At 47.0% G+C, this 26,540-nt stretch carries 21 protein-coding genes; 17 read left to right on the top strand and 4 right to left on the bottom strand.

Translation table 11 applies throughout. The features are described from left to right. Positions 1–2: 2 nt before the first annotated feature. Positions 3–764 (bottom strand): pteridine reductase, encoded by a 762-nt coding sequence (locus AC2CG4_RS04560; protein ID WP_484485148.1) that lies wholly within the window; start codon positions 762–764, stop codon positions 3–5. 46 nt (positions 765–810) lie between these two features. Then, the gene (locus tag AC2CG4_RS04555) at positions 811–2,052 is read right to left on the bottom strand and encodes a multifunctional CCA addition/repair protein (protein WP_484485147.1); all 1,242 of its coding nucleotides are present in this window, start codon (positions 2,050–2,052) and stop codon (positions 811–813) included. Positions 2,053–2,483: 431 nt separating this feature from the next. Between AC2CG4_RS04555 and AC2CG4_RS04550 the strand changes: the two genes are divergently transcribed. The 3 genes from AC2CG4_RS04550 to galE all read left to right on the top strand — a co-directional run bounded on the left by AC2CG4_RS04550 (position 2,484) and on the right by galE (position 5,543). Next, positions 2,484–3,482, top strand: coding sequence for a DMT family transporter (locus AC2CG4_RS04550; RefSeq protein WP_484485146.1), 999 nt, complete (start codon positions 2,484–2,486; stop codon positions 3,480–3,482). A gap of 226 nt (positions 3,483–3,708) precedes the next feature. Then, positions 3,709–4,332: a TorF family putative porin gene (locus AC2CG4_RS04545; RefSeq protein WP_484485145.1), complete on the top strand. Its 624-nt coding sequence runs from the start codon at positions 3,709–3,711 to the stop codon at positions 4,330–4,332. A 182-nt stretch (positions 4,333–4,514) separates the two neighbouring features. Further along, on the top strand, positions 4,515–5,543 hold the full coding sequence (gene galE / locus AC2CG4_RS04540; protein ID WP_484485144.1) for a UDP-glucose 4-epimerase GalE: 1,029 nt from the start codon (positions 4,515–4,517) through the stop codon (positions 5,541–5,543). A 108-nt stretch (positions 5,544–5,651) separates the two neighbouring features. On the opposite strand, the gene AC2CG4_RS04535 is transcribed toward galE, so the two are convergent. Continuing rightward, positions 5,652–7,577 carry a family 16 glycosylhydrolase gene (locus AC2CG4_RS04535; protein WP_484485143.1) on the bottom strand — a complete coding sequence of 642 codons (1,926 nt, stop codon included), beginning with the start codon at positions 7,575–7,577 and terminating at the stop codon, positions 5,652–5,654. Positions 7,578–8,099: 522 nt separating this feature from the next. Between AC2CG4_RS04535 and acs the strand changes: the two genes are divergently transcribed. The 14 genes from acs to AC2CG4_RS04465 all read left to right on the top strand — a co-directional run bounded on the left by acs (position 8,100) and on the right by AC2CG4_RS04465 (position 26,018). Continuing rightward, positions 8,100–10,037, top strand: a complete 1,938-nt coding sequence (gene acs, locus AC2CG4_RS04530) for an acetate--CoA ligase (RefSeq protein WP_484485142.1) — start codon at positions 8,100–8,102, stop codon at positions 10,035–10,037. Between the two features lie 242 nt (positions 10,038–10,279). Then, entirely contained in the window at positions 10,280–11,788 is a 1,509-nt protein-coding gene (locus AC2CG4_RS04525) for a TolB family protein (RefSeq protein WP_484485141.1), read from the top strand. 87 nt (positions 11,789–11,875) lie between these two features. Then, entirely contained in the window at positions 11,876–12,457 is a 582-nt protein-coding gene (gene smrA, locus AC2CG4_RS04520; protein ID WP_062062465.1) for a DNA endonuclease SmrA, read from the top strand. A gap of 68 nt (positions 12,458–12,525) precedes the next feature. Next, entirely contained in the window at positions 12,526–13,401 is an 876-nt protein-coding gene (locus AC2CG4_RS04515) for an alpha/beta hydrolase (RefSeq protein ID WP_484485140.1), read from the top strand. A gap of 242 nt (positions 13,402–13,643) precedes the next feature. Further along, positions 13,644–14,273, top strand: coding sequence for a YjfI family protein (locus AC2CG4_RS04510; RefSeq protein WP_484485139.1), 630 nt, complete (start codon positions 13,644–13,646; stop codon positions 14,271–14,273). Between the two features lie 45 nt (positions 14,274–14,318). Next, positions 14,319–15,014: a PspA/IM30 family protein gene (locus tag AC2CG4_RS04505; protein ID WP_484485138.1), complete on the top strand. Its 696-nt coding sequence runs from the start codon at positions 14,319–14,321 to the stop codon at positions 15,012–15,014. 42 nt (positions 15,015–15,056) lie between these two features. Continuing rightward, positions 15,057–15,731, top strand: coding sequence for a DUF1449 domain-containing protein (locus AC2CG4_RS04500; RefSeq protein ID WP_484485137.1), 675 nt, complete (start codon positions 15,057–15,059; stop codon positions 15,729–15,731). Between the two features lie 34 nt (positions 15,732–15,765). Continuing rightward, positions 15,766–17,754: a hypothetical protein gene (locus tag AC2CG4_RS04495; RefSeq protein WP_484485136.1), complete on the top strand. Its 1,989-nt coding sequence runs from the start codon at positions 15,766–15,768 to the stop codon at positions 17,752–17,754. 97 nt (positions 17,755–17,851) lie between these two features. Further along, positions 17,852–23,176: a DNA repair ATPase gene (locus AC2CG4_RS04490; RefSeq protein WP_484485135.1), complete on the top strand. Its 5,325-nt coding sequence runs from the start codon at positions 17,852–17,854 to the stop codon at positions 23,174–23,176. Between the two features lie 51 nt (positions 23,177–23,227). After that, positions 23,228–23,734, top strand: coding sequence for a rhomboid family intramembrane serine protease (locus AC2CG4_RS04485; RefSeq protein ID WP_484485309.1), 507 nt, complete (start codon positions 23,228–23,230; stop codon positions 23,732–23,734). A 32-nt stretch (positions 23,735–23,766) separates the two neighbouring features. After that, positions 23,767–24,456, top strand: coding sequence for a phospholipase D-like domain-containing protein (locus tag AC2CG4_RS04480; RefSeq protein ID WP_484485134.1), 690 nt, complete (start codon positions 23,767–23,769; stop codon positions 24,454–24,456). 24 nt (positions 24,457–24,480) lie between these two features. Beyond that, positions 24,481–25,014 (top strand): TFIIB-type zinc ribbon-containing protein, encoded by a 534-nt coding sequence (locus AC2CG4_RS04475; RefSeq protein WP_484485133.1) that lies wholly within the window; start codon positions 24,481–24,483, stop codon positions 25,012–25,014. Positions 25,015–25,044: 30 nt separating this feature from the next. Then, entirely contained in the window at positions 25,045–25,281 is a 237-nt protein-coding gene (locus AC2CG4_RS04470) for a hypothetical protein (protein WP_484485132.1), read from the top strand. 173 nt (positions 25,282–25,454) lie between these two features. Beyond that, positions 25,455–26,018 (top strand): DUF2214 domain-containing protein, encoded by a 564-nt coding sequence (locus tag AC2CG4_RS04465; RefSeq protein WP_484485131.1) that lies wholly within the window; start codon positions 25,455–25,457, stop codon positions 26,016–26,018. Between the two features lie 56 nt (positions 26,019–26,074). Here AC2CG4_RS04465 and AC2CG4_RS04460 read toward each other — a convergent pair whose 3' ends face one another. Further along, positions 26,075–26,488: a DUF6524 family protein gene (locus AC2CG4_RS04460; protein ID WP_484485130.1), complete on the bottom strand. Its 414-nt coding sequence runs from the start codon at positions 26,486–26,488 to the stop codon at positions 26,075–26,077. Positions 26,489–26,540: the final 52 nt, after the last annotated feature.

The following is a 26,540-nucleotide window of genomic DNA, read 5'->3' as shown; positions in this document are numbered from 1 at the left end:
GGCTAAATAGTAAGTGTGCGGCCACCATCGACCGTGAGTATTTGGCCGGTGATGTAAGGTGCATCTTTCGCTAAAAATAAAATTGCGCGTGTAATGTCCAGTTCGTGTCCACGTTGTTGCAGTGGAATTTTGGCGAGCATTTTTTCTTTGTTTTCGTCGGACAACCGATCTTCCGGTTTTTTATGATCATCGTCTGGCCAGAGAATAGCACCAGGTGCTATGCCGTTAACGCGTACATCTGGCGCCAGTTCCTGCGCGAGTGTTTTGGTGAGCATGACGTTGCCCGCCTTAGCGATGGAATAAACACTGTGTTTTTTGAGTGGTTTGTCAGCATAAATGTCGGCGATATTGATGATGCAGCCGTGATATTTTTTTAAGACGGGCGCCAGTGCCTGCGCGAGAAAAAAAGGAGCCTTGAGATTGGAATTAATGAGCTGATTCCAATCATCGTCACTGGTTTCGCCAATAGGCGTGGGATAAAAACTGGAAGCATTGTTAACTAATAAATCAAATCGCTGCCAGTGCTGCTCTGCCTGTGCCGCAAGATTATCTATCTGCACCAAATCATTGAGGTCTGCCGCAATACAAATGGCAGATTTTTCTCTCAGGTCATTTAGCTCATCCACCAGCGCTTGCGCCGCTTTTTCTGAATGGTGGTAATGAATCACCAAATTAAAATTTTCTTGGTGTAGTTGGCGTGCAATTTCGGCGCCTATACGTTTGGCTGCACCGGTTACCAGGGCCACTTTAGTTGTTGTTGGCATGTGCTCACCTCTGTATTACTGCTGCGTAATTCGTGGGTAAACAGAATTACGCAGATGGTGGGATTGACCGATTATTTTTTAATTGAAGCAGATTTTGCAATCGCTGGCGATTAACCTCATCCCCAAATTCTTTGCCGCTAAAACCGCATTGCTGAATAGCGGGTATATCAACCGCCTGAGCTGCCACCAATGCTGCACGGAAAAAATCTGCCTGCGGGTATTCTCGTTGTTCAAAGCCAGTGCGGCCACGTGCGTCTGCTTCACAACACAGCAAAAATTGTTCAAAACGTTCTGGCCGGCGAAACGCATCATTGGATTGCAACACTTTTAATATGGTTGCCGGTTTTAATTCCAATGCGCGATGGCAGTGGGTATGCCATTGCGCCACCATCAAGGCGAGGTCTTTATAGTCTTTTGGCGCTGCGATGCGTTCGCACAGTTTTTTCACCAGCGGCAAGCTGCGATCTTCATGGGCGATATGCCTTGGCCACTCATCTTGTGGTGTTGTTGCCTTGCCTAGATCATGTAGAAGTGTAGCAAAGCGCACACAGGTGCTCGGCGATAGTTTACCTGCTTGCTGCAGGCTCATCAGGGTGTGAATGCCGGTATCAATTTCAGGGTGATGAATTGCAGTTTGCGGCACACCAAACAGTGCATCGATTTCGGGAAATAAACGCGTCAAAGCATGGCTTGCGCGCAGCACTTCAATAAAAATTTCCGGATGAGGCTCGCCCAGTGCGCGCTCAGTCTCCTTCCATACGCGCTCCGCCACCAAATGATCTACTTCACCTTTGGCGACCATAGTTTGCATGAGCGCGATGGTTTCATTGGCAACGCGAAAACCCAGGGTGTGATAACGCGCGGCAAAACGCGCAATGCGCAAAATGCGCACCGGGTCTTCGGCGAAGGCGGGGGATACATGGCGCAACAGTCTATCGGCTAGATCCTGTTGGCCGTTGTACGGGTCGATGATATTGCCATTTTCATCTTCCGCCATGGCATTGATGGTGAGGTCGCGGCGGATAAGGTCATCCTCCAGTGTCACCTCTTCGCCACAATAAAAACTGAATCCGCCGTAACCTTTACCTGTTTTGCGCTCGGTACGGGCGAGGGCATATTCCTCTTTGGTCTGCGGATGCAGGAATACCGGAAAATCTTTACCGACTGGAGTGAAGCCTTGGGTGAGCATTTGCTCGGGGCTGCTGCCTACTACCACCCAATCTTTTTCGGTGACATTGCGGCCTAATAATTTATCGCGGACAGCTCCGCCAACCAGGTATGTTTTCATTTCGTTTAGTCATTAAAAATAAGATTGAGAGTATAGGTGAATCAGTTGCATAAAAAAAATGCAAATATGTCTTGTGGCTGAACAGAAATTAAATTAATCTCGCTCCAGTTTTACAAATCTTCATAACCTTAGATCAATTAATTATGTATCCAATTTATACCGCCAAGCATATCGCACGCGCACTACGACCAATGATTTGGTTTGTGGTCTGTGCGCGTTGTTGGGCGGAATTTGTTGATTAGTTGAATAATCGTTATAAACAAAGGCCGCAGCATAAAAACTGCGGCCTTTTTGTTTTTTGGTTTCAGTTTTTACTCCAAGCTTGCTAGGTTGTTATTGGTAGCTTGCTGAGTTTTTATTGGCAGTTTTGCTGATTTATCGCTGCGGTCATTCTCTCGTCAGTTGCTCAATGGGCAATAAGGAGTTATGCCGTGGCTGTGTTATTTGCGTATTTTTCAGTAGTGCTGATTTGGGCTACTACCCCGCTCGCTATTCAATGGAGTAGCGATAGTCTGAGTTTTATTGCGGCCGCTGTGGCGCGTATGGCAATTGCCTTGTCGATTGCGCTATTGATTCACGGACTGTTGCGAAAATCCCTCGCCACTTATTGGCAGCATCGGCACATTTATTTTGCCGCTTCTATCGGCATTTTTCCCAACATGCCGGTGGTGTATTGGGGCGTGCAATTTATTCCCTCTGGGTTGGTGGCGGTGATATTTGCGCTGACCCCTTTTGTCACCGGTTTGATGACCTTGTTGTTGTTAAAACAAAATCCTTTCACACTGAAAAAAGTATTGGCTTTGATTCTGGCATTGGTTGGGTTGGTGGTTATTTTCTATCACCAATTACAATTTGATACCCGTTCGGTTTATGGCATCGCCAGTGTTTTACTTTCGTGCGTTTTGTTTAGTTTCAGCAGTGTTTGGGTAAAAAAACTAACCCAACAAGAGGCGGTGAGTGTTGATGCATTTCAGCAGGCCAGTGGTGCACTGCTCTTTTCATTGCCGGGACTGTTGTTGAGCTGGTGGTTAATGGATGGGACTTTACCGCAACAGGTTTCGGTGAAGTCAGGCGCATCGATTCTGTATTTATCGATTGTGGGTTCACTGGTGGGTGCCGCGTTGTTTTTTTATATTCTGCAGCGCTTATCGGCGAGTGTTGTGTCGCTCATCACCTTGATGACACCAGTATTGGCGATTGTGATTGGCAAGGCATTAGCAGATGAGAATTTGTCGTCACATACCTTGGTTGGTGTGGCAATTGTGCTGGTTGCGTTGTTGCTTTATCTGCCATGGTCGGTTCGTGCAGCGATAGCATCGTTAAATGCTTGGTTACTGCGTAAATTGGCTGAGCCTCCGCTCGTAGAGGGGGGAGCCAGTGCGCGGGAGGAGCTGCAAAAAATTAAAGAGTATGTGATTCGTTTTAAATGAGTTGTTTTGGTGCGCGCCGGGGTGGCGCGCTGGGTTTTTGTGCACCATGCTTGTGCTTGAGGTTATTTTGTTTTGAGTATGCAATCTTGTATTCAATTTGTAACATTATGATTTTAAAGTAAAAAATAAAATTGGCGTGGTATCTGCAATAACCTGGTCAAGCTAGTGGGAATTATCAATAGCTGCCTCAAAACTAACTAGTAAAGACCATTAAGAGGAAGAACTCATGAAGATGAAACAAAAATTAATCGCTGGTGCTATCGCTTTGTCTGCTATGGCTGGTTTTACTGTGCCAGCGGCACACGCTGAAGTTTCTGCAGCTGTTGGTGCGGCCAATATGTACTACTGGCGTGGTTTGGATCTGGGTGCTGGCGATCCGCAAGTTTGGGGCGATATTAATGTGAGCGGCGGTGGTGCTTACGCTGGTATTTGGGCTGCTTCAGGTGATGCTGCTAATGGCCAAGAGTATGATCTGTATGTTGGTTACGGTGGTGAAGCCGGCGACTTCAAATATGACATCAGTGTTTGGTCTTACGCTTATCCAAGCGTAGAGGTATCTCCTGGTGACTTGGTTGAAGTAGTTGCCATGATTGGTTACGGTCCAATTGCCTTTACTTATTACGAAGGTTTGGAAGATCTTGAAGACTACAACTACATGACCTTGGCTGGTACTTTCGGTGATTTCACCATCAAGTATGGTGTTCATGAAGATGATCTGTCGCACGTTGATTTGACCTATGCCTATAACGACAAGTTGAGCTTTACTGTTGGTAAAGTGGTAGATGATGTCGATGGTTCTTACAACGACGAAGCCAAATTTGTAGTGGGCTTCGCTCTGCCAATCGAATAAGTTTTAGTTAACTAAAACCGTTCATCCAAAAGGCAAGCTTCGGCTTGCCTTTTTGCTATTCGTATCTTATTTAAATAATAATTATATGATTTAATAAAAGATTCTTCTTCAGCCCTTATACTGCCGCCTGAACTCTGGTTCAATGCGCGCGCAACGGCTTACATCTCTATAAGGAATCTTGCATGTCACGTTCCCCCATTCTTGTTACTGGCGGCGCCGGTTTTATCGGTAGCCATGTCTGTGTTGAATTGATCAATAGCGGTTTTTTGCCGGTAGTGGTCGACAATCTGTGCAATAGCAGCGCTGAATCGCTCAAGCGTGTAGCGCAAATTACCGGTGTTGAGCCGGTGTTTTATGAAGTGGATATCAACGATAAAGACGCTATGCGCACCGTGTTTGCTGCGCATTCATTTGCTGCGGTGATGCATTTTGCCGGTTTGAAAGCAGTGGGCGAATCCAACCAGATCCCGATGAAATATTACCGCTACAACGTTGCGGGCACCTTGTCGCTCACTGAAGTGATGGAAGAGTTTAAAGTTTGGAAGCTGATCTTCAGCTCGTCAGCCACGGTGTATGGCGACCCGGTTTCTGTGCCTATCGATGAAAGTTTTGCCACTTCTGCCACTAATCCCTATGGCCGCAGCAAGCTTATCGTTGAAGAAATCCTGACCGATATCGCCGAGGCACCCAACAGCCAGTGGAATATTTCGCTGCTGCGCTACTTCAATCCGGTGGGCGCGCACGAAAGCGGCTTGATCGGCGAAGATCCCGCTGGAATCCCCAATAACTTGTTGCCCTATGTGGCGCAAGTGGCGATTGGCAAACTCAAAGAGTTAAGTGTGTTTGGCGATGATTACGACACTATCGATGGCACCGGTGTGCGCGATTACATCCATGTAGTGGATTTGGCTCACGGCCATGTTGCGGCGCTCAAGGGATTGGACCAATCCGGTACTGGCTGCCGCGCTTACAATCTGGGTACAGGTTGCGGTTATTCGGTATTGCAGATGATTAAAGCGTTCGAAGCGGCGAGTGGTCGCCCGGTGCCGTACAAAATTGTACCGCGTCGTGCCGGTGATATCGCCAGCTGTTATGCCGACCCAGTTAAAGCGAAAAACGAATTGGATTGGACAGCGAAATACGATCTTGCACGCATGATGCAAGATGCCTGGCGCTGGCAATCGCAAAATCCGAATGGTTACAGCGAATAAATTTCAGGACGGGACAAATGTTACGAAAAAGCCCGCGTTGTTAATAACGCGGGCTTTTTGTTGGACTGTGTCCGGTGGGGGATCTGCCCTAGGCCGGACAGGGGGCTGTTATTGGCAAAGCCCAGTGCTGGCAGCGCTGTTGTGGCTCAAGCTGGCATGGCTCAATGCGCTGACGCAGAAGCTAACCGTTACCGAACCGCTCGCAGAGCTGGTGGTTTGCAGGCTGGCTTTGCCATCTGCTCCAGTAACGGCTGAGGCGCCATTTTGGTTAATGGAGCCGCTGAAATTGCCGGTTACACTGGCGTTGGCAACAGGGTTACCGTTATTGTCGAGCACAGTAACCGTTGCGGTACCAAACTTGGCGCCCTTGGAGGCTGATGCAGTGCCGGTCACAATTGAAGCTACCTTCATGCTAGTGGCTGCAGGTGGTGGCGGAGGCGGTGGGCTGCCAGCGGCATAGGTGCTGAAGTTATCAATGAAATAGGTGTCGCCGGTAAAGGTGTTAGGGGCGATTAACAGCACGACTTTGCTCACCGCGGTATTTGAGGTGGCGCCATCGAGACGATCTTCCAAGGTAAACTTCAGGCGCTGCCAGGCATTGCGCACTGTAGTGTGGGCAATATATTTGGAGTGTCTGCCAGTGGGGTAGTTGGAGGCAGTGGCGGTACTGCTTTCCAGTTGTACCAGCAGTTCAGTGCCCACTGGAGCTGCAGTGTACACATCCATATAAAACGCTTTAGTGCCATTCACAAAGTCACCCGCATTGGTAATCTGGGTGGTGGTGGCGGCTATAACGTCCCACTGCGAGCTGCTGTTTCTAACATAGCTTCCCACTACGCTTGAGTTATTGACGGTATTTGGGGCTGGGTTGCTCGCCGCTTGGTTGTACACACCTGTCCATTCGGTGTACGTCAGGTTGCGATTGAGCTGATAGTCATCATGAATCTGCGACTGGCTCATAGTGGGCGCTACGTAAACATCCAATTTCAGGTTATAGGAGCCGCAACTGTTGGTGACGGTGACATTCACCGGGCCGCTTTGAGTGCCCCAATTAACGGTGATGGATTTAGAGGAAGAGGTTTGACCGGTTGGTGTAGTCCATGAGTAGCTGCTGCCGGTACCCGCCTCGTCGATCACCGTATAGGTCGCAGAGCTGTTGGCTTCGACTAGATGCTTGCCCGAGAGATTAGGCTTGCCATAGTTGTATACCCGCACATAGTCCACCTGCATGGTTTGGGGCAACATGCTTTCATCCAGCCAGCCGCCCAGATTTCCACCTACCGCAAGGTTTAAAATCATATAGTACTGGTAGTTTTCAAAGGTCCACCAGCTTGGGTTGCCCAGGTCGGCGGGGGTTTTGGTGGAGTAGAGCACGTCATTCACGTACCAGCGTATGACATTGGGTTCCCACTCGATGGCATAGGTGTGAAAAGCATCGGACCAGGCGTCTGGCTGCTTGAGGATGCGGCCGCTGGTCCATTGGTTGTTGGGCCAGGCTTCACCGTAGTGCAGGGTGCCGAAGGCGAACATATCGGCCTGACCGGTTGCCTCCATAATGTCGATCTCACCGCTCATGGGCCAGCCGACACTGGTGTTGGCTGGCAGCATCCAGAACGCGGGCCACATACCTGAGCCTTTGGGGAGCTTGATGCGAGCTTCAAAGCGGCCGTTTTTCCACTGGCCGCCATTGGGCATATTTAAGGTTCTCAGGCGCGCGGAGGTGTAGGCTTTGGAGCCCACCCGTTGTTTTTTGGCTTGGATGGTGAGTACACCGTTAGCAACGGTGGCATTGGCACTTTGGTAGGACTGAAGCTCATTGTTGCCCCAGCCACAGATACCGTAACTACAGCCGTCGCCGTTTTGGAATTCCCATTTGCTGGTATCTACGGCATTGCCGTTGAATTCATCGGCCCAAATGGGGGTGGGGTTTTGGCACTGGGTGGCACCAAAGCTATTGGCTGCAACCAAGCTTGTGGTGGCGATAATCCATCGACAGAAGTTTCTGCCAAGACGGTTCTTGGGTAATGAAAACATAGTGAGTTGCCTCATTTAGAGTTGTTATATGAGCTGTTTTTGGCCTAGGCCAGGATGATTAATGCTGATGGGTCAGGCTGCGGGCTTCCGGTTGATTGGTTGTTATTAAGTCCCTGTCGGGCAGGTCTAACGCTTCAGCGGTCTAATCCTAGTGGCGCTCTCACTAAAGGGTTAGTGCCATGTTGATGCAGGAGCAAGGTGAGGCGTTTCACTTTTAGTGGCACATAAAGCATTCTTTTTTGCTGGTTATATAGATAATACTTTCTCGCCCCTTCTGCCTTATTGTTATTTGCTATTAATAATATTAAAAAGTGGTCGATTGTTTAGGTTTAAGTATTTGGCCTTAGGCCTAAGGTTTGGAGGGGTAAATAAATTAAAAAATTGGACAACGTTGTCATTGAGCTGGGCGGGCTATAACTGCTAAGCTTATCAGCACCTTAATGGCGTGACGTCTGGTGGCATTTGGTTCATCCAGCGTCATTTTCTCGATTAATAACAAGATAACGGCAGTGAGATAAAACCATGTCAGAAGTACACCTGTATCCAGTTCCCGAGAGTTTCAAATCCAACGCGGCGATCAATCTGGCGCGCTATAAGGAAATGTACGACCAATCGATTAACGCGCCCGATACCTTTTGGGCAGAACAGGCAAACAGCTTCCTGACTTGGCAGCAGCCTTGGTCGGAAGTGACTAAAAGTGATTTGCGCAAAGGTGAAGTGAGTTGGTTTGTCGGCGGTAAACTGAACGTCAGTGTTAACTGTATTGACCGTCATTTACCGGCTCGCGCTAATCAAACTGCCATCATCTGGGAAGGCGATGATCCTGCCGAAGACTTGTCTATAACTTATCAAGAATTGCATGATCAAGTTTGTCGTCTCGCCAATGCATTGCGCGAGCGCGGGGTGAAAAAAGGCGATCGTGTTTGTATCTATATGCCGATGATTCCCGAGGCGGCCTATGCAATGCTCGCCTGTACTCGTATTGGCGCGGTTCATTCAATTGTCTTTGGCGGTTTTTCGCCGGAAGCCTTAAAAGACCGTATTCAGGATGCTGAATGTCGGGTGCTGATTACCGCAGATGAAGGTTTGCGCGGCGGAAAACGTGTTGCGCTGAAAAAAAATGCTGATATCGCCTTGGCGCAATGCCCCGGTGTACACACCTGTTTGGTTGTTAAGCGCACTGGTGGCGATGTCGCTTGGGATGAAAAACGCGATTTCTGGTACGAAGATCTGGTTGAGCGTCAGACCAGTGAGTGCGAACCGGAAGTGATGGATTCCGAAGATCCGCTGTTTATCCTCTACACCTCCGGCTCGACCGGCAAACCTAAGGGTGTATTGCACACCACGGGTGGTTATTTGCTGCAAGCGGCGATGACCCACAAATACGTTTTTGATTATCAAGAAGGTGATATCTACTGGTGCACCGCCGATGTGGGCTGGGTAACTGGTCACAGCTATATCGTTTACGGTCCGCTTACTAACGGCGCGACTACCTTGATGTTTGAAGGTGTGCCGACTTATCCCGATGCTTCGCGCTGCTGGCAAGTGATCGACAAACACGGTGTAAACAGCTTCTATACCGCACCCACCGCCATCCGTGCCTTGATGGGTGCCGGTAACGATTACGTCAGCAAAACCTCGCGCGCCAGTTTGAAAATTCTCGGTAGCGTGGGCGAACCCATCAACCCGGAAGCCTGGGAGTGGTATTACCGCATAGTCGGCGGCAGCCGCTGCCCGATTATGGATACCTGGTGGCAAACCGAAACCGGCGCCCACATGCTCACCCCATTGCCCGGCGCGATTGACCTCAAACCCGGCTCGGCCACAGTTCCTTTTTTTGGTGTGCAGCCAGTATTGCTGGATGCAGAAGGCAAAGAAGTGCTGGGTGCAGGCGAGGGCAACCTCTGCATTAAAGCCGCATGGCCAAGTCAGATTCGCACCGTTTACGGCGATCATCAGCGCTGTATCGACACCTACTACAGCACCTATCCGGGCTACTACTTCACCGGCGATGGAGCCCGTCGCGATGCCGATGGCTACTACTGGATTACCGGCCGCGTTGACGATGTAATCAACGTATCCGGTCATCGTATGGGCACTGCGGAAGTTGAAAGCGCATTGGTGCTGCACGATAAGGTCGCCGAAGCCGCCGTGGTTGGCTATCCGCACGACATCAAGGGTCAGGGTATCTACGCTTATGTCACCCTGATGGCCGGTGAACAACCCAGCGATGAATTGAAAAAAGAATTACTGGCATTAGTAGTTAAAGAAATTGGCGCAATCGCACGCCCCGATGCTATCCAGTGGGCGCCCGGTTTGCCAAAAACTCGCTCAGGCAAAATTATGCGTCGTATCTTGCGCAAAATTGCGGCTAACGAACTGGACTCACTGGGCGATACCTCAACGCTCGCAGATCCAGCGGTGGTAAATGAGTTGATTGAGAATCGCGCGAACAAATAGACGCGTGAATAAATAATCCCATGCTGTTGTAAAGGCAGCAGATACTCCTCTAAAAGGATGCAAGAAATTGCATCCTTTTTTTTGTGGTTTTTTATCAGTAAGCGCGCTATTAAGTTCATGAAATTCCCATCAACAAAAAAGATACTTTTAGGTAAAAATCGGTAAAAGCTTTCTCTTGTGATGGCAAAGTGGAGCAGTATCTACAAGCCAAAAGGCGAATATTTTCCACTGAGGGGATAGTGATGATAAGAATAGCTAAACGATGGGTGATTGTTCTGCTCGGCTTTTTGCCTCCTTTGTTTGCCCATGCAGAATCCATCGGCCAATTTTCCGCTAGCCGTGATATAGGTGCGGTCAAACATAAAGGCTCTGCGCTTTATGATTCGGCCTTGCAGCAATATCGCATCAGCGGTTCAGGAAAAAATATGTGGTTGGGCGAAGATGAGCTGCATTACGCCTACACCCAATTGACGGGTGATTTTATTCTTCGCGCCCATGTTGCGTTTGAGGGGGCCGGGGTTGATCCGCATCGAAAAGTCGGTTGGAATTTGCGCACGAGCCTTGATACTGGCTCGCCCAATGTGCATGCAACAGTGCACGGTGATGGTCTAACTTCTTTGCAATTTCGTGCTCAGGCTGGCGGTGAGACGGAAGAGTATCCGATGGCAATAAAAGCTCCCGATGTGATTCAGTTAGAGCGTCGAGGCGATACTTACATCATGAGTGCGGCAAAAATGGGGCAGCCGTTTCAGGTGACCTCTGTATCGCATATTAAACTCGGTGAAAAAATTTATGCTGGGCTGAGCTTGTGTGCGCACAACCCAGATGCAGTGGAAACGGCAGTTTTCTCTAATGTAAGAATTATTCTTCCTGCGGCAAAAGATTTTCAGCCCTATAAAGATTACATCGGCAGTAATCTGGAAATTATGGATATGAAAACTAAAAATCGGCGCATTGTGTATCGCTCGCCCGATTCAATTCAGGCACCCAATTGGACGCTGGATGGTAAGACGCTGATCTATAACTCCAAAGGATTATTGTTTAATTTTGATATAAAGCGCGACAAAAGTTCAGTGCTGGAATCGGGTTTCGCCAGCAACAATAACAATGATCATGTGCTCTCCTGGAGTGGCAAGTTGATCGGTATTAGTCACCATGTTGCTGAGGAAAACAATCACTCGACAATTTATACCTTGCCAATAACCGGCTCCAAAAACCCGACACGGATTACTGCCAAAGGTGTTGGGCATTCCTATTTACACGGTTTTTCACCCGATGATAAATCGCTCATATTCACCGGTGAGCGCAAAGGTAAATACGATATTTATCGTGTCGATATTGAAACCGGCAAAGAAACACAATTAACGGATACGGCCACGCTGGATGATGGTTCGGAATACAGCCCCGATGGAAAATATATCTACTTCAATTCCAATCGCACTGGCATGATGCAGCTGTGGCGCATGCATGCTGATGGCAGCAATCAGCAGCAGCTCACATTTGATAATCACAACAATTGGTTTCCGCACATTTCACCTGACGGCAAAAAAATTGTTTTTCTAAGTTATATGGATGATATTGATCCAGGCGATCATCCTTTCTATCGTCATGTCTATCTGCGCGAAATGCCAGCGGAGGGAGGTGAGCCGGAGATCATCGCCTATGTATACGGTGGGCAGGGTACTATCAATGTGCCCAGCTGGTCGCCAGATGGTTTCCAAATTGCATTTGTGAGCAATACCCGTTTATAAAGTGTTCGGGGGGGAGAATTTCGGGCTACCAGTTAGCTGCCAAATCCTGCACAATTCGACCCCCGATACTAGCTTTACGCCTTTGTTATGACTGAGAAAAATACCGACGCCGATTTATTCCTTCAGCAGATGAAGGATGTAAAACCCATTAAGGTCGAAGAAAAAGTCGTCCTCGCTTCGCCGCATAAAGATAAAACCAGTGTGGAAACTCGCCGTAAAGCCGCAACAGCGGAATTGGAGAAAGATAAAAACTTTCTCTCTGGTGAATATGTTGAGCCGCTGGATCCGCTCGCAGTAATCGAGTTTAAGCGCGATGGTGTGCAGCACGGGGTCTACCGCAGTTTGCGCATGGGAAAATACCAAATCGATGCGCGTCTCGATTTACACAATATGACGGTCGAACAGGCGCGCACAGCTGTATTTCAGTTCATTAAAGATTGTATGACCCATGATATTCGCTGTGCCTTGATTACCCACGGCAAAGGCGAAGGGCGCGCGCAACCGGCGCAGCTAAAAAGTTGCATCGCCCATTGGTTGCCCCAGCTAAATGAAGTCATGGCTTTTCATTCAGCGCAAAAGCGTCACGGCTGGCTCGGCGCAACCTATGTTTTATTGCGTAAAAGTGAAAAGAAAAAGTTGGAAACATGGGAAATGCACAATAAACCCTGATCGAAGAGTTGGGGTAATAAAACAGGTCAAGCACACCATCGAACGATAAATTTAACAAAGAGGTGTACATGTACAAAAACTATTTTCTTGCACTTGTTGTTTTGTTGGGGGTGGCGGCTTCTGCGGTTGCCCAGCAAACCAATAAACAGTTTGTGCTAAGCAATACCGAAATTATCCCCATCCATTCAAAAATCACCGGGCGTGATCACGAATTGGTGGTGGTTTATCCCTCCAGCTACAAAACCAATCCCGATAAAAAATACCCTGTGCTTTATTATCTTGATGCTTACTGGGATACGCCTTTGCTGGTGTCGACATACGGCAACCTGCAGTACGACAATCTGGTGCCGGAATTTATTATGGTGGGGTTGTCTTATCCCTCATCTGCAGATTACGGCAAAGAGCGGCGGATTGATTACACCTTCACTGCGATGGATGAAAAATCGGGCAAGGCAAATTTATTTTTAAATTTTATTCAGCATGAAGTTGCACCATTAATTGAAACCCAATATCGCGGCAAGAAAGCTGACCGTGTGATCGCCGGTAATTCTTTGGGAGGATTATTTACTATTACAGCTGCTTATCAGGCACCGGACTTCTTTGCCGGTTTTATCGCCCTGAGCCCAGCGGTGGAGTGGGATAAACAAGCATTGATTAAGTTAGATAAGGCTTACGCTAAAAAACATAAAACCTTAAATGGACGTATGTTTATCTCCTATGGCACTACTGAATTTCCCGCCTTCCGCGACCCTATTATTCAATTCCAAAAACAACTGGCTGGGCGCCAATTTCAAGGCTTGGATTTATTGAATTACTCAATGGAAGGGCTCGATCACACCAGTGTCAAGGGCGATGGCTATGCGCGCGGGTTAATCTGGGTATGGAAAACCCAAAAGCCTGCCGGACCCAGTGGTCTGGAGCGGGATATGACCGCCGCTAAGTAGTATGGCTATGGCGCCTCTGCATCTGGCTAGGGTCCGGGCGAAGAGGCTGTTTCTATTTGCTGCTTAGATTATTTCCTCATTAGTGATATCTGATTTTCCGGTTTCTTGTGCCTTTTGCCTCCTTTTTTTATCTTTCTTGATGAAAAGTCTATATTAATCAGTTGCTTACCTTAATTTCTCCATTCATTAATTTATTACATGTAATATTTGATTTATTACATGTAATAAATTAATGTTGGCTCATGGAAAAGAAATCATCAGCACATTATCAGCGTGAATATCGCAATCGTTTGCGGGAGCAGGGCCTGGTTAAAAAAGAGGTCTGGATTCTCCCGGAGAATGCGCGGCGCCTTGCACTTCTTGAATTAGAGTTGCGCGTGTCTGCAAAACAGGTTGTTACCAGTGGGTTATTGCCAGCTAAAGGAGAAAGTCGAATGACAGATGTAGTTAACCGTTGGGCCACCACAAGTCTCTACGACGCACTGGCCAAGGCAGATATGTTTGCCGCCAAGCGCGCCGATTTGGAGTTGATCGATGGTGTGTCACCCGCTTTGCATATAGTCATGTACGAGTATGGCGATTTGCCGCTCTTTCTGACCGTGTCGGGCGAGCAAATTGTGGTTGAGGCGATGTTGTGGTCGGTGGCCGAGGTAAATAATCCCGCGCTGTTTAACGAGACGGTATTGCGCACGCACAAATATTTCCCGCTCTCCAATATCAGTCTCGACAAAATGGATGGCGATGATTGTTACCACATGTTTGGTGCGCTGAGTTCTGCATCGAGCTTGCAAGATGTGATGCTGGAAATTGAAATGCTCGCATCAAATGTTATTCAGGCGACTGAAGCCTACAGTGAATTTTTAATTAGCTAACGGATGCTGCAGTAACAGCTCCGCAACCAACAAAGGTGAATCACTATGAATATCTGGGCAAAAATGATTACTGCCTTGCGCGGTGGTGTAAATGAAGCGGGTGAAGCAGTGGTGGATAGTCAGGCGCTGCGCATTTTGGATCAAGAAGTGCGCGATGCGGGCGAAGAATTAAAGCGCTCCAAAGACAGCCTTGCCGAAATTATGGCGCGCCAAAAATTGGCCGAAGAAAAGTGCAAACAACTGCAGAAGTCGATTGAAGAGCATGAAGGCTATGTTGTAAAAGCACTTGAAAAAGGTGATGAAAAACTTGCCCATGAAGTAGCTGAACATATTGCCGGGTTCGAAAATAGTTTGGCGATGGAGCAAGAGTCGGCACAAAATTTTGCACAGAGTGTCGATAAGTTGCGCACCGCGATCAATGTTGCCGAAAAAAATATTAAACGCTTGAAACAGCAGGTGGACACGGTTAAAGCAACTGAAAATGTGCTTAAAGCGCAGGTGGCAGTAGCTGAACGCCACAGCGGTTCCGATTCAAAAATGCGCACCGCAATGGAATCTTTAGAGCGTATTAAAGAGCGTCAAGCGTTAAAAGATGCACAAATCAAAGCTGCCGGTGAAATGGCACAAACCACGGGTGATGAATCGCTAAAATCAAAACTCGAAGCTGCTGGTATTGGCACTAACGGCTCATCGGCAGATGATATTTTGGCGCGCATCAAAAACAAAAAAGCCCCTGAGTAAACTCGGGGTTTTACCTACTAACCTCAGTTCGGGCGATAAAGGATGAATGATTTTCTATTAACAATAGTCAGCTTCCCGACGGTGTTTTTCACTATCTTTTTAGGAGTAGTGGCGTTGTATTGGTTAAGCGCTGCTCTAGGTTTAGTGGATATTGAGGTGTTGGATATAGATTTGCCAGATATGGATGGTCATTTGAGTGCGAATGCGCAAGGGGAGCAAGGTTTTGCCGAAACCTTTGCAGGATTTCTATTGAAACTCGGATTAAATGGAGTTCCGATTACAATCATAATTACCTTTTTAACCATTTTTGGTTGGCTAGTTAGTTATTATTTGAGCTATTTTTTTCTGGCTCTGTTCGGGTATGGTTGGTTACGTTATCTCGTTGGTCTACCGGTTATTGTCTGTTCTCTCTATATTGGGGTATTGATCACCGCGCAGCTCATCAAACCAATCCGTAAATTTTTTGCAAAAATTGATCAGCATGTTGAGAAAAAGATATTAGGTCAGGTTGCAGTTGTTCGCTCATCAAAAGTCGATGCTGCCAGTGGTGAAGCAAATTTTGATGATGGTGGAGCTGGGTTAATAGTGAAAGTACGAACCTTAGGTGAGAAAACGTTTGTGCGAGGTGACAAGGTTGTATTGCTGGAATATTTACCAGAGCAACATGTTTACCGTGTCATTTCAGAAGATGAGTTTCTGGGTAAATCTAGTCAATAGGCTAAAAATTTAATAAGGCAAAAGGAGTAAGATAATGTTTGAAGTCGCGATGATTATGCCGATAGTTTGGGGGGTAGGACTGTTCTTTTTGTTTATGCTGGGGGTTGCGGGAATTTTCAATGCCTTCTACTACAAAGTGGCACAAGGTACGGCGCTGATTGTGAACGATACAACTTCAACGCCAAAAGTGCATTTCACCGGCGCTTTAGTCTGGCCAATCATTCACAAAAAAGAATTGATGAATATCTCCCTCATTACCTTGGAGGTAGATCGTCGCGGTCGCGATGGTTTGATCTGTAAAGATAATCTGCGTGCGGATATCACCGTTGCCTTTTATTTGCGTGTAAATGAAACCCCGCAAGATGTGTTGCGTGTAGCCAAAGCGATTGGTGCTGAGCGCGCGTCAGATAAAGATGCGGTTGAGCTTTTGTTTGCGGCAAAATTCTCCGAAGCGTTAAAAACCGTCGGCAAACAAATTGAATTTATTCAGTTGTTTGAAAACCGTTTGGAGTTCCGCGAGAAGATCATTCAGGTAATTGGTGATGATCTCAACGGTTATGTGCTGGAAGATGTGGCGATTGACTATATCGAGCAAACATCAAAATCGTCACTTGATCCAAGCAATATTCTCGATGCTGAAGGTATCAAAAAGATTACCGAATTAACGGCTGCGCAAAATATCCGTACCAATATTTTAGAGCGCGACGAAGAATTGGCGATCAAAAAGAAGAATGTAGAAACTACTGAAGCTATGTTGGCACTTGAGCGCCAGCAGGCGGATGCAGAAGCACGCCAAAAGCGTGAGATTGCAACCATTCAGGCGCGCGAAGAGGCTGAAACCAAAAAGGTACAGCAAGAAGAGCGCCGCAAGTATGAGCAGACTGCGATTCAGGTAGCACAGGATCTCGCTGTGCAAACCGAAAACCAACAGCGCGAAATCGATGTGGCTGCGCAAAACCGTTTGCGCGCAGTCGCCATTGAAGAAGAAAAGGTAACTCGCGCCCGGGAGCTGGAGATTGTATCGCGTAAGCGTGAAGTAGAGCTGCAAACCATTGAGGCAGAAAAAGCGATTGAAGTGCAGAAAAAAGAAATCGCTAATGTGATTCGCGAGCGTGTGGTGGTGGATAAAACTGTTGCCATCGAAGAGGAACGCATCAAAGAAGTGCGCGAAGTTTCCGATGCGGATCGAAAAAAGCAAGTACAAGTATTGGCTGCTGAAGCGACTGCTGAAGAAATTAAAGTGAAACAAGTTAAAGCGGCTGAGGCAGAAGAGTTATCGGCGAAACACAAGGCTTCAGAAATTATGACCTTGGCGCAAGCAAAACTGGAAGCATCGTCGAAAGAAGCCGAAGCCATGAAGAAAATGGCCGAAGGCATTCAAGCGGAGCGCGCTGCGCCTGGCCTTGCCGATGCCAAAGTGCAAGAAGCAAAAGCGGGTGCCTTGGAGAAAGAAGGTTTTGCGGAAGCTAGCGTAATTCGCGCGAAAGGTGCAGCGCAGGCAGATGCTGGTAAAGCAGAGGCAGAAGTCATTACGGCTAAAGGTTCGGCAGAGGCAGAAGTTATCGCCACTAAAGGTACATCAGAAGCCGGTGCGAAAAAAGAAATTGGTATTGCCGGTGCAGAAGTAACGCGCGAGCAATTTAAAGCTGAAGCAGACGGCTTGGTCGAGAAGTTCGATGCAATGAATGCCATGAGCGATAAAGCGCGTGAGCATGAAGAGTTCCGTATGAGTTTGGAAACTGCACTGAAAGAAACGCTCGCTGGAATTGCGGCAGGTAAAGAGATCGCGAAAGAAAATGCAGAAATTTTGGCGATTGCTTTGCAAAAAGCCCATATCGATATTGTCGGCGGCGAAGCGCAATTCTTCGATAACTTCGCCAAGTCCTTGTCGATTGGTAAAGCTATCGATGGCCTTGCAACCAAAAGCGGTGTGATTCAGGCAGTGCTGGATAGATTTGTTAATAAAGCACCCGCAGCAGCACCGGTAAAAGAAAAAGCAGAAGAAGTGGAAGTCGTTGGGTAATTAACTCCTTAAAGTCTAACCCCTCCCCCTCGAAGAGGGGGAGGCTGGGAGGGGATTAAATGGGTGTGTGTTGATGTTCAATAAAAAGGATTAATCCATGTCGCAAACCAGCGAAACCGCTCAAACTGCTGAACATATTGTCGATAACGCCGTTGCTGAAGGCGGCGCTTACGAAATTATTCGTAAGCGGTTGTTAGATCAGGGGCAAACTCTGAATACGCAAGTGCGTGCATTAAATGAAGCACGCTTGGCAGAGTTTGGCAGCTCGGCGATGAATGTTATCGCCCGCGTGCGGGTGCGTACCGAAAACAATTGTGTGCCGCGCGATATAGTTCAGGTTGGCGAGCATTTGTTGTTTGGTTACAACGTCTTTATCGGCCTGAAAAAAGAAACCAAAGTTGAAGATGTATTTTCACTGTTTGCCAAAAAAAACACCGAGTCAGGTGTGGAGCTGGAGCCAGTTGCATTTGCGGATACCTTTCTCGCAGAGCAAAGTTTCGTCAATGATTTTGATGAGTTGTATCGCTATTACAAAGATACCCGGTTGGTAGAGCTGACCGTTAACAATGGAAAATTATTGGCTGGTTTTCAGATTGGCGAGCGCCTCGATGATCTGCGTGTATTTCGCTGGTTCATATCTCCCGACGGCAAGTCCATAAAATATATCGACAATCGCGGCGAGCGCGATATTCAATTACCCCCCGCATTTGATTTTGAGTGGATTGCCGCAACCCGCGAGGACGCGGTACACGGTCGTCATCCCCATTTAAATATTCTGGATAAAGTCTTTGTTGAAACCGTTGGCGGCGATCTAACCATTAAAGTTGAAAATAATACTGAAGATGGTTTGGGAATTTACCGCGAAGCAGTAGAAGATAAAACCCAATCCCTTGATGATGCCAGTGTATTTTACGCCGCTGTTGGCAATCTGGTATTGCTGCGAATTCGCCCCTATCGCGAAGAGCAATGGCGCCATTTGATTTTTAATGCACTGACCCAAAGTGTATTGCGCATCGATACCATTGGCCAATCTTGCGTGCAGTTGCCGGAAAACCACGGCATTATTTTTCCCGGCGGCTATTATTTAAATACTGGTGAATATAAAACCTTCGAGGAAGATAACAGCGCCTTCCGCTTTAAGCGCATGATTCGCTCACCCAATGGTGAGGATGTGCTCTATGTATTTTACGAGCCACAAGACGGCGTCATTTCCCTGCTGGCCTACAATCTTATCGAAAAAAAATTACAAAACCCCATTTACGGCAATGGTTATGCATTGGCCGACAATGGTGAGATTGTTATTTTTTCTGCCGAGTCGGAACCCACTCGTGTACACCCTATGCAAATGTGGGAAACGCCGTATGTGAGTGCCGAATTTGCGAGCAAAGCACCCGCGCGACAAAACTTTTACGGGCGTATTGGCAACAATGAGTTAGTGCGTGGCATTTCGGATTTTTACAGTATTAGCCGCGTAATTAACAATCAATCGGTCAGTGTGCGTTTATACGAAGAGCTGAGCCTGTCGGCCAAAAAAGTATTTGATACTTACTATTGGTTAAATGAAAACGAAACCCAAGCGATCGCGGCGGTATTAAAAGAAATATCCACGACTGCTGAATTGGTAATCGATGAATTTGAAAAAGTAGAATCCATTCGCCAGCAATCTGCCAAAGCAATGGCAGATGCCGAGCAAGAACAAGAGCTGATTTTGCAATCGCTGCGCCCCGAAAATTGGGAGTCGGCAGAAGACTATGTGGATGCGCTCAGCCGTGTGCGCAAACAGCGCGGCCATCTGGCCACAATTAAAGAGCTGCGCTATATAGATCAAGCGCGCATTGCACTGCTCGATCAGCAGTTGCTTGATGCCAACGAAAAGCTTAGCGAAGCAACGGTTGTTTATCTTGCCGATGAAAAAGCGCTCACGCCCTATTTGACCAAGTTGGATGAACTAAATACGCAGGTCGAAAACACGGAAACCAATGCCGCGATTACACCGATTATTGAAGTGATCGAAAAAACCGCGACCGGTCTGGATTTGCTTTCTGAATTAATGGGCACACTTAAGGTGGATGACGCGACACTGCGCACGCGTATAGTGGATGCCATCTCCGAAGTGTACGCCAAGCTCAACCAAAGCCGTGCTAACGCTAAACACAAACAAAAGAATTTTGGCTCGGCAGAAGCAGTCGCGCAATTTGGTGCGCAGTTTAAATTGTTTTCACAGAGTATTTCCCATGCCTTGGGGCTTTCCACTACACCTGAAAAGTGCGATGAGCAACTGTCTAAATCGCTGGTGCGTTTGGAGGAGTTGGAAGGGCAGTTCAGTGAGTACGATCAATTTCTCGCGGATATTATGGCCAAGCGCGAAGAAATTTATGAAAGCTTTCAGGAGCATAAACAACGCCTGTTAGATGAGCGGCAGAAAAAAGCGCAAAGCATTACCGATGCGGCAGCGCGTATTCTCACCAGTATTGAAAAGCGTTCGCTGAGCATAACCACGGCAGAAGAATTAAATACTTATTTTGCATCTGATGCGCTGGTGCTGAAAATTGGCGATTTACTCGCGCAATTAAAGGCGCTGGATAGTGCAGTAAAAGCCGATGATATAGATGCGCGCTTTAAAGCAATTCGCGGCCAAGCGCTGCGGGCGCTGCGCGATAAAACCGATATATTTGAAGAGGGCGGTAATGTAATCAAGCTCGGCCCACGCCATAAATTCAGCGTGAATACGCAAGAGCTTGATTTAACTATTATCCCCCGCGAAGGCGAATTAAATTTCCATCTCACTGGCACTAATTATTACGCCGCAGTCAATAATACCGAATTGCTGCAATTAAAAGATTATTGGAGCATGGCGCAAGAGTCGGAAACGGCGAATGTCTATCGCGCCGAATATCTCGCTGCGTTAATTTTAGATGCAGCCGAACATCACACGGCGGGCCTATCACCTGATGTGTTGCGTGAAGCGTTAGTGGACGATGAAAAACTCGGCAAAATCGTGCGCGAGTTTGCCGCGCCGCGCTACAAAGAAGCCTATCAAAAAGGGATTCATGATCAGGATGCGGTATTCATTCTAAAAGAGTTAATACCCGCATTGGATCGCGCCGATCTATTAAAGTTTGATCCGCTCTCCCGTGCATTGGCGCAAGTGTTTTGGGCAAATCTAAAAGAGTTCGCTCTAAAATCCAAATCCCAAGGTTCTTCACTTTCCTTCGAAACCTGGAAAGATCGCGCCGTATCTGCAAAACATATGCAGCGGTTATTTGCGAGTATGGATGCATTGCAAATGCTGGTGGAAGAAGTGGTAGAGACCTTCGCTGAATTTATTCAGCGCCACCCCATCGCCGTGAGCGATTTGGAGGTGCGGCGCGCGGCAGAATATTTGGTGGAAGAATTGGCACGCGAGCGCTTGGAATTTATTACCAGTAAATACGCTGTGCAGTTGGTGGAAGCGTTTAAACAATCGCTCGATGATGAAACCTTGCGTCACTACCAGGACGTCGCCAATAAAATGCAAGGCTGGCCAGCTGAACGTTGGAATTTAACCAGCGCTTGGTTACAGGCACTGGTTAAAGATAAGCAATTGGATATGCTCGCGCGTTATATTCCCGAAGCTGTCGCATTATTAAAAACCGATCAGCGTCTGGATCGCCGTTTTACCGAAGTGGAAGTTGAGCTGCGGGTTCAGGGGTTAATGGGCGATCATCCGTTAATTCAAAATCGCACGCTCGCATTTTCGTTAGATTCCTTTGTGTTGCGCCTTGCGCATCATCGCCATGTAGTAGTGCCGCAATATCAACGTTACTTGCAGGTTCGCCAACAAATTGTTGAGCAAGAGCGATACAGTTTGCGCTTGAATGAATTTAAAGCAAAGCCATTAAGCTCTTTTGTGCGCAACCGTTTGATCAATGAATCCTATCTGCCGTTGATTGGCGATAACCTTGCCAAACAAATGGGTTCCCTTGGCGCTACTAAACGTACCGATTTAATGGGTATGTTGATGATGATCTCGCCACCGGGTTACGGTAAAACCACCCTGATGGAATATGTGGCGAATCGTTTGGGTTTGATTTTTATGAAAATCAACTGCCCATCACTCGGTCACGATGTGCTTTCGCTTGACCCGGAGCAAGCGCCCAACGCCACCGCTAAACAGGAGTTGATCAAACTCAATCTCGCCTTGGAAATGGGCAATAACGTCATGCTGTATCTCGACGATATTCAACATACCAACGCCGAATTTTTGCAAAAATTTATTTCCCTGTGTGACGGTACACGTCGCATTGAAGGTGTATGGCAAGGCAAAACCAAAACCTACGATATGCGCGGCAAAAAATTCTGCGTGTGTATGGCCGGTAACCCTTATACCGAATCAGGTGAAGCGTTTAAGGTTCCGGATATGCTTGCCAACCGCGCCGATATTTATAACCTCGGCGATATTCTCGGCGGCATGGAAGAACAGTTTGCCCTGAGTTATATCGAAAATGCGCTGACTTCAAACTCAGTGTTGGCACCACTTGCACTGCGCGACATGCAGGATGTGTACAAATTTGTGGCTATGGCCAAAGGTGAAGAAGTCGCGACCACCGATTTAAGTCATCAATACTCAGGTGCGGAAATTAGTGAAATTGTTGGGGTAATGAAAAAACTATTTGCGATTCAGCAAGTGGTATTAAAAATTAATCAGCAATATATAGCCTCCGCGGCGCAAGACGATAAATACCGCTTAGAGCCATCCTTCAAATTGCAAGGCAGTTATCGCAACATGAATAAGATGGCGGAAAAAGTGTCGTCGGTAATGAATGATGCGGAATTAATGCAAATGATCGCCGACCATTATTTAGGCGAAGCGCAGATGCTTACCACCGGCGCAGAGAGCAATTTGCTCAAGTTGGCGGAGCTACGCGGTAATATGACAGACGAACAAAAAACACGCTGGGAGCAAATCAAGAAAGATTTCCTGCGCAACAAAGCCATGGGTGGCGATTCCGCCGACACCGGCGCAAAAGTAGTGGTGCAGCTTGCGGATATGGTTGAAGGCATTAATAAATTGACGCTGGCCGCAAACAGCAAACCGGCTGCCGATAGTGGCGCGGCTAATCGTGAACTGATTGATGCAGTTACCGCATCGGTCAATAAGCTGGAGCGTTCACTTGCGCCTGTTGCACCGAAAGTGGAGGTGATTAACCAACCGCTCCCCGGGTTGGATAAAGTGTTGCGTGTACTTGCCGATACTCTCGAAACTTCTCTAGTGCCTTTGGTGCGCAATATGGATAAAAAGTTGGATATAGATTTGCGCAATCACGAAAAAATCGAGCAGGTATCACTGCAGTTAAAACAACTGGAAGCCGAACTGTTTTCCAAAAAGGCAAAGCCCGCCGTACCTAAAACGGATGTGGCAAAGCCCGATGCTCCGCAGTAATTATTGATGCTCGCACGAAAGATAAAATGGTTGATCGCGATATGTGCCCTGATGGTTGGGGTGCATATTGTTAATCTGTCTACCAATGGAATGTTGTATCAATACGGTATATATCCACGGCAGCCGGATTCTTTGTGGGGTATTTTGGCTGCGCCTTTCTTGCACGGCAATCTTGGCCACTTGCTGAATAATTTGGTTGGCTTAATTATTTTCAGTGGTTTACTGTTTGTTCATTCATTAAAACGCTATTTGTGGAGCAGCATTTTTATTATTGCGCTTACCGGCGTGCTGGTTTGGTTGTTTGCACGCAGTGCGTTGCATATAGGTGCAAGCGGTTGGATCTTTGGGCTTTGGAGCCTGTGTATTGCTACCGCCTGGTATGACCGGAAATTTATTAATATTCTCATCGCGCTATTGGTGGTGTTTTTATACGGCGGTATGTTGTTTGGTGTTTTACCGAATGATCCGCGTATATCCTTTGAGTCGCATTTATTTGGTGCTATCGCCGGTGTAGTTTGTGCTTTTTTTCAGGCAAAACTGTATAAAAATAAAATGTAAGTGGAACTAGTATAAATTTTAAGGCTGCAACTATGCGTCAACCTGAATTGGAAAGCTGGCTGCTGGCGACACTGGAAGATTTTAAACTCAGTCAGTCAGAAGCGCTGGAGCTGCGTGAGATATTACCCAAGCTTGCGCATGATGATGTTGCTTTCGTGCGCAATAAAGCGTTTGCGCTGGCCCGCGAGCCAGCGCGATTCGGTGGTGACAATGCAGTTGCCTCTTTGCTTTGGCTGGAAAAAATCAGCAAGGTTATCGACAATTTTCGCCAAACCCAATCCGCATCTATTACAGAAGCACATTTTAGTCCCGGTGAAGATTGTCGCCGTCAGCTATTGGATTTATTAGTCGCTGCGCGCGAAACTCTCGATATCAGCGTCTTTACTATTTCCGATGATCGCTTAAGTGATGCCATTACTGCTGCCCACAGACGTGGGATTCAAGTGCGCCTGATTACTGATAATGACAAGGCTCATGATCAGGGTAGTGATATTTTTAAACTGATTGATCAAGATATTGAAGTGCGTATGGATAATACTGAAAACCATATGCACCACAAGTTTGCCATTGTTGATAAACGTATTTTGGTCAATGGCAGCTTCAACTGGACACGCTCTGCAACTGTTTATAATCAGGAAAATATTCTGGTGACCGATGAGTCAACGTTAGTGGCGGCGTATTTGGCTGAATTTGAAAGTTTGTGGAATCAATTTGATCGTTAAGAATGTGAAACCAAGGAGAAATTAATGCAATGTACTCAATGCAAAACGCAACATCTAGAACCTGATGAATTGGAGCCGGGTTTGATTGCGGCTGTTTGTCCGCAATGTCAGGGCGCCTTGTTGTCGTTAATGAATTACCGCTTTTGGGCTGATCGCCATACCATCACAACAGATGTTGCCGCCAATGCTGATGAAATAGCAGAAGTGGAATCTGTGCATTCCTGTCCTAAATGCAGTCGTTTGATGACCAAATACCAAATTGGTGCTTCCACTAGCCACAAGTTGGATTTGTGTGGCGCTTGTGATGAGGCATGGTTGGATAAAGGTGAATGGCAACTGCTTAAAACTCTGGATCTTCATGGCAAGCTTCCCAAAATATTTACCGATGCATGGCAACGCAATATTCGCAAGCAGCGGCAGGAAATAGCCCTTAATGAACGCTATGAAAAACTGCTAGGCGAAGAGAGCTTTACTAAAGCGCATGAATTTAAAACGTGGCTTTATCAACAGCCGAATAAAGATCTGATTAAACAATTTTTAGTAATTTCCCCGGATTGATTTTTTATTAGTAAAACCAAGGAGTAATGTATGACCGAAGCACGTGATTATCTTGAGATGTCTTTTCAATCGATTCAATGTTTTTCCAACGATGGAAAATTGGATGCCTATGAGCTAGGTAAAATATTGGCGATTGCCGAGAAGGATGGTGTGATTGATCAAAATGAAATTCGGGTGCTGCGCAATATTATTAGCCGCATTAAGCCTCATGAAGTTGATGACGCAATGCGTAAAAAGCTGATGGAGGTCAGCGATAAAATTAAATAGCCGCGAGAATCAGGGTTAGCCTAATGAACGGCTACCCCTGTTGTGTGCCCTAATCGGCTTTTTCTCTCTGTTGCTGGATTATTTAAAGAAAGTATTTGCGCTAAATCAAAAAAGAAGGGCAAGGTTCATTTAATAATGGTTCCGTTCAACAATAACAATAGAGGAACCTGACAATGCTAAAAACACTTCTGGTCTATACCCATCTAATTGCTGCTTGTCTCGCTATAGGTGTCATCCTGCTGCAAGATATTGCATTGGCCAAATGGCGTGGGCGCCCAATGGATGCAGACTCTATCGCGAATCTCCAACGTAACACTCATCTCGCAACACTTGCATTGGTGGTGTTATGGGTGTCGGGGTTGGCGATAGTGACGATTGGATATATAGATGTTCCCGGTTATTTGATGAATCAAAAACTCTGGGCCAAATTTGCCGTGGTGAGCATACTTACGCTCAATGGTTTGTTCCTGCATTACTACAGCTTTCCGGTGTTGGCATCACCTAAGGGATTTGTGGGGGCAAGTGGTAAGGGGCAATTGCTGGTGGTGATAACTGCAGTAGTCTCATTGGTATCCTGGTTGTACGCCTGTTATCTCGGCATTGCGCGGCCATGGAATAACACTGTGCCGTTTGCCTATGTGATGCTGGTCTATAGCCTTGTGCTTACCGTGGCGCTGGTGGTTGCGCTTGAATTGTGGCGCGAGTTGCGCAACGAGTATCGTTCACTCGCGCAATAAGTCAGGATAATTGGCAATGCGGGATTAATAAAGTGCTTGTTAATCCCGCGGCTAAATTAATTATCTTCGATTTCATCTACGTCCACTTGTCCGCTCATGCGGCGAACAAAGTGCGACCAGCACATACCCACAGCAAGCATAGCGGCGAGCAAAACCTCAATCACCCAAGCCATGGCAGAAATATCGCTAACGCTTAAAAATCCCCAGTAAATAAATAGCCACACAAGGCAGCCAAAAAGTGCAGCCAGCGCGATTATGCCGATAAAACCAAGTGAATTTAGTGTGGCTTTAATATAAATCCCCCAGCCGATAATCAACACAATTCCTGCAATGACCAAATAGGGGGTGATGTGGTTAAAACTGTCATGTACCCAGTGAAAGTAAGAGTAACCGCTGGGGTTATAGCTGAGCAGTACCAATAAAAGTGCGAACAAAAAGCGCAATGCAACGCCGCTAGCGGTGAGATTCATAATGGTTTCCTTGAGAAGCGATCAGGTAAGAAATTGTTAGTTGGGTTTTTAG

The sequence above is a fragment of the Cellvibrio sp. ATLC23 genome, assembly GCF_057196725.1.
The sequence above is the reverse complement of the archived record's forward strand: the minus strand, read 5'-3'. Positions and strand labels throughout refer to the sequence as shown.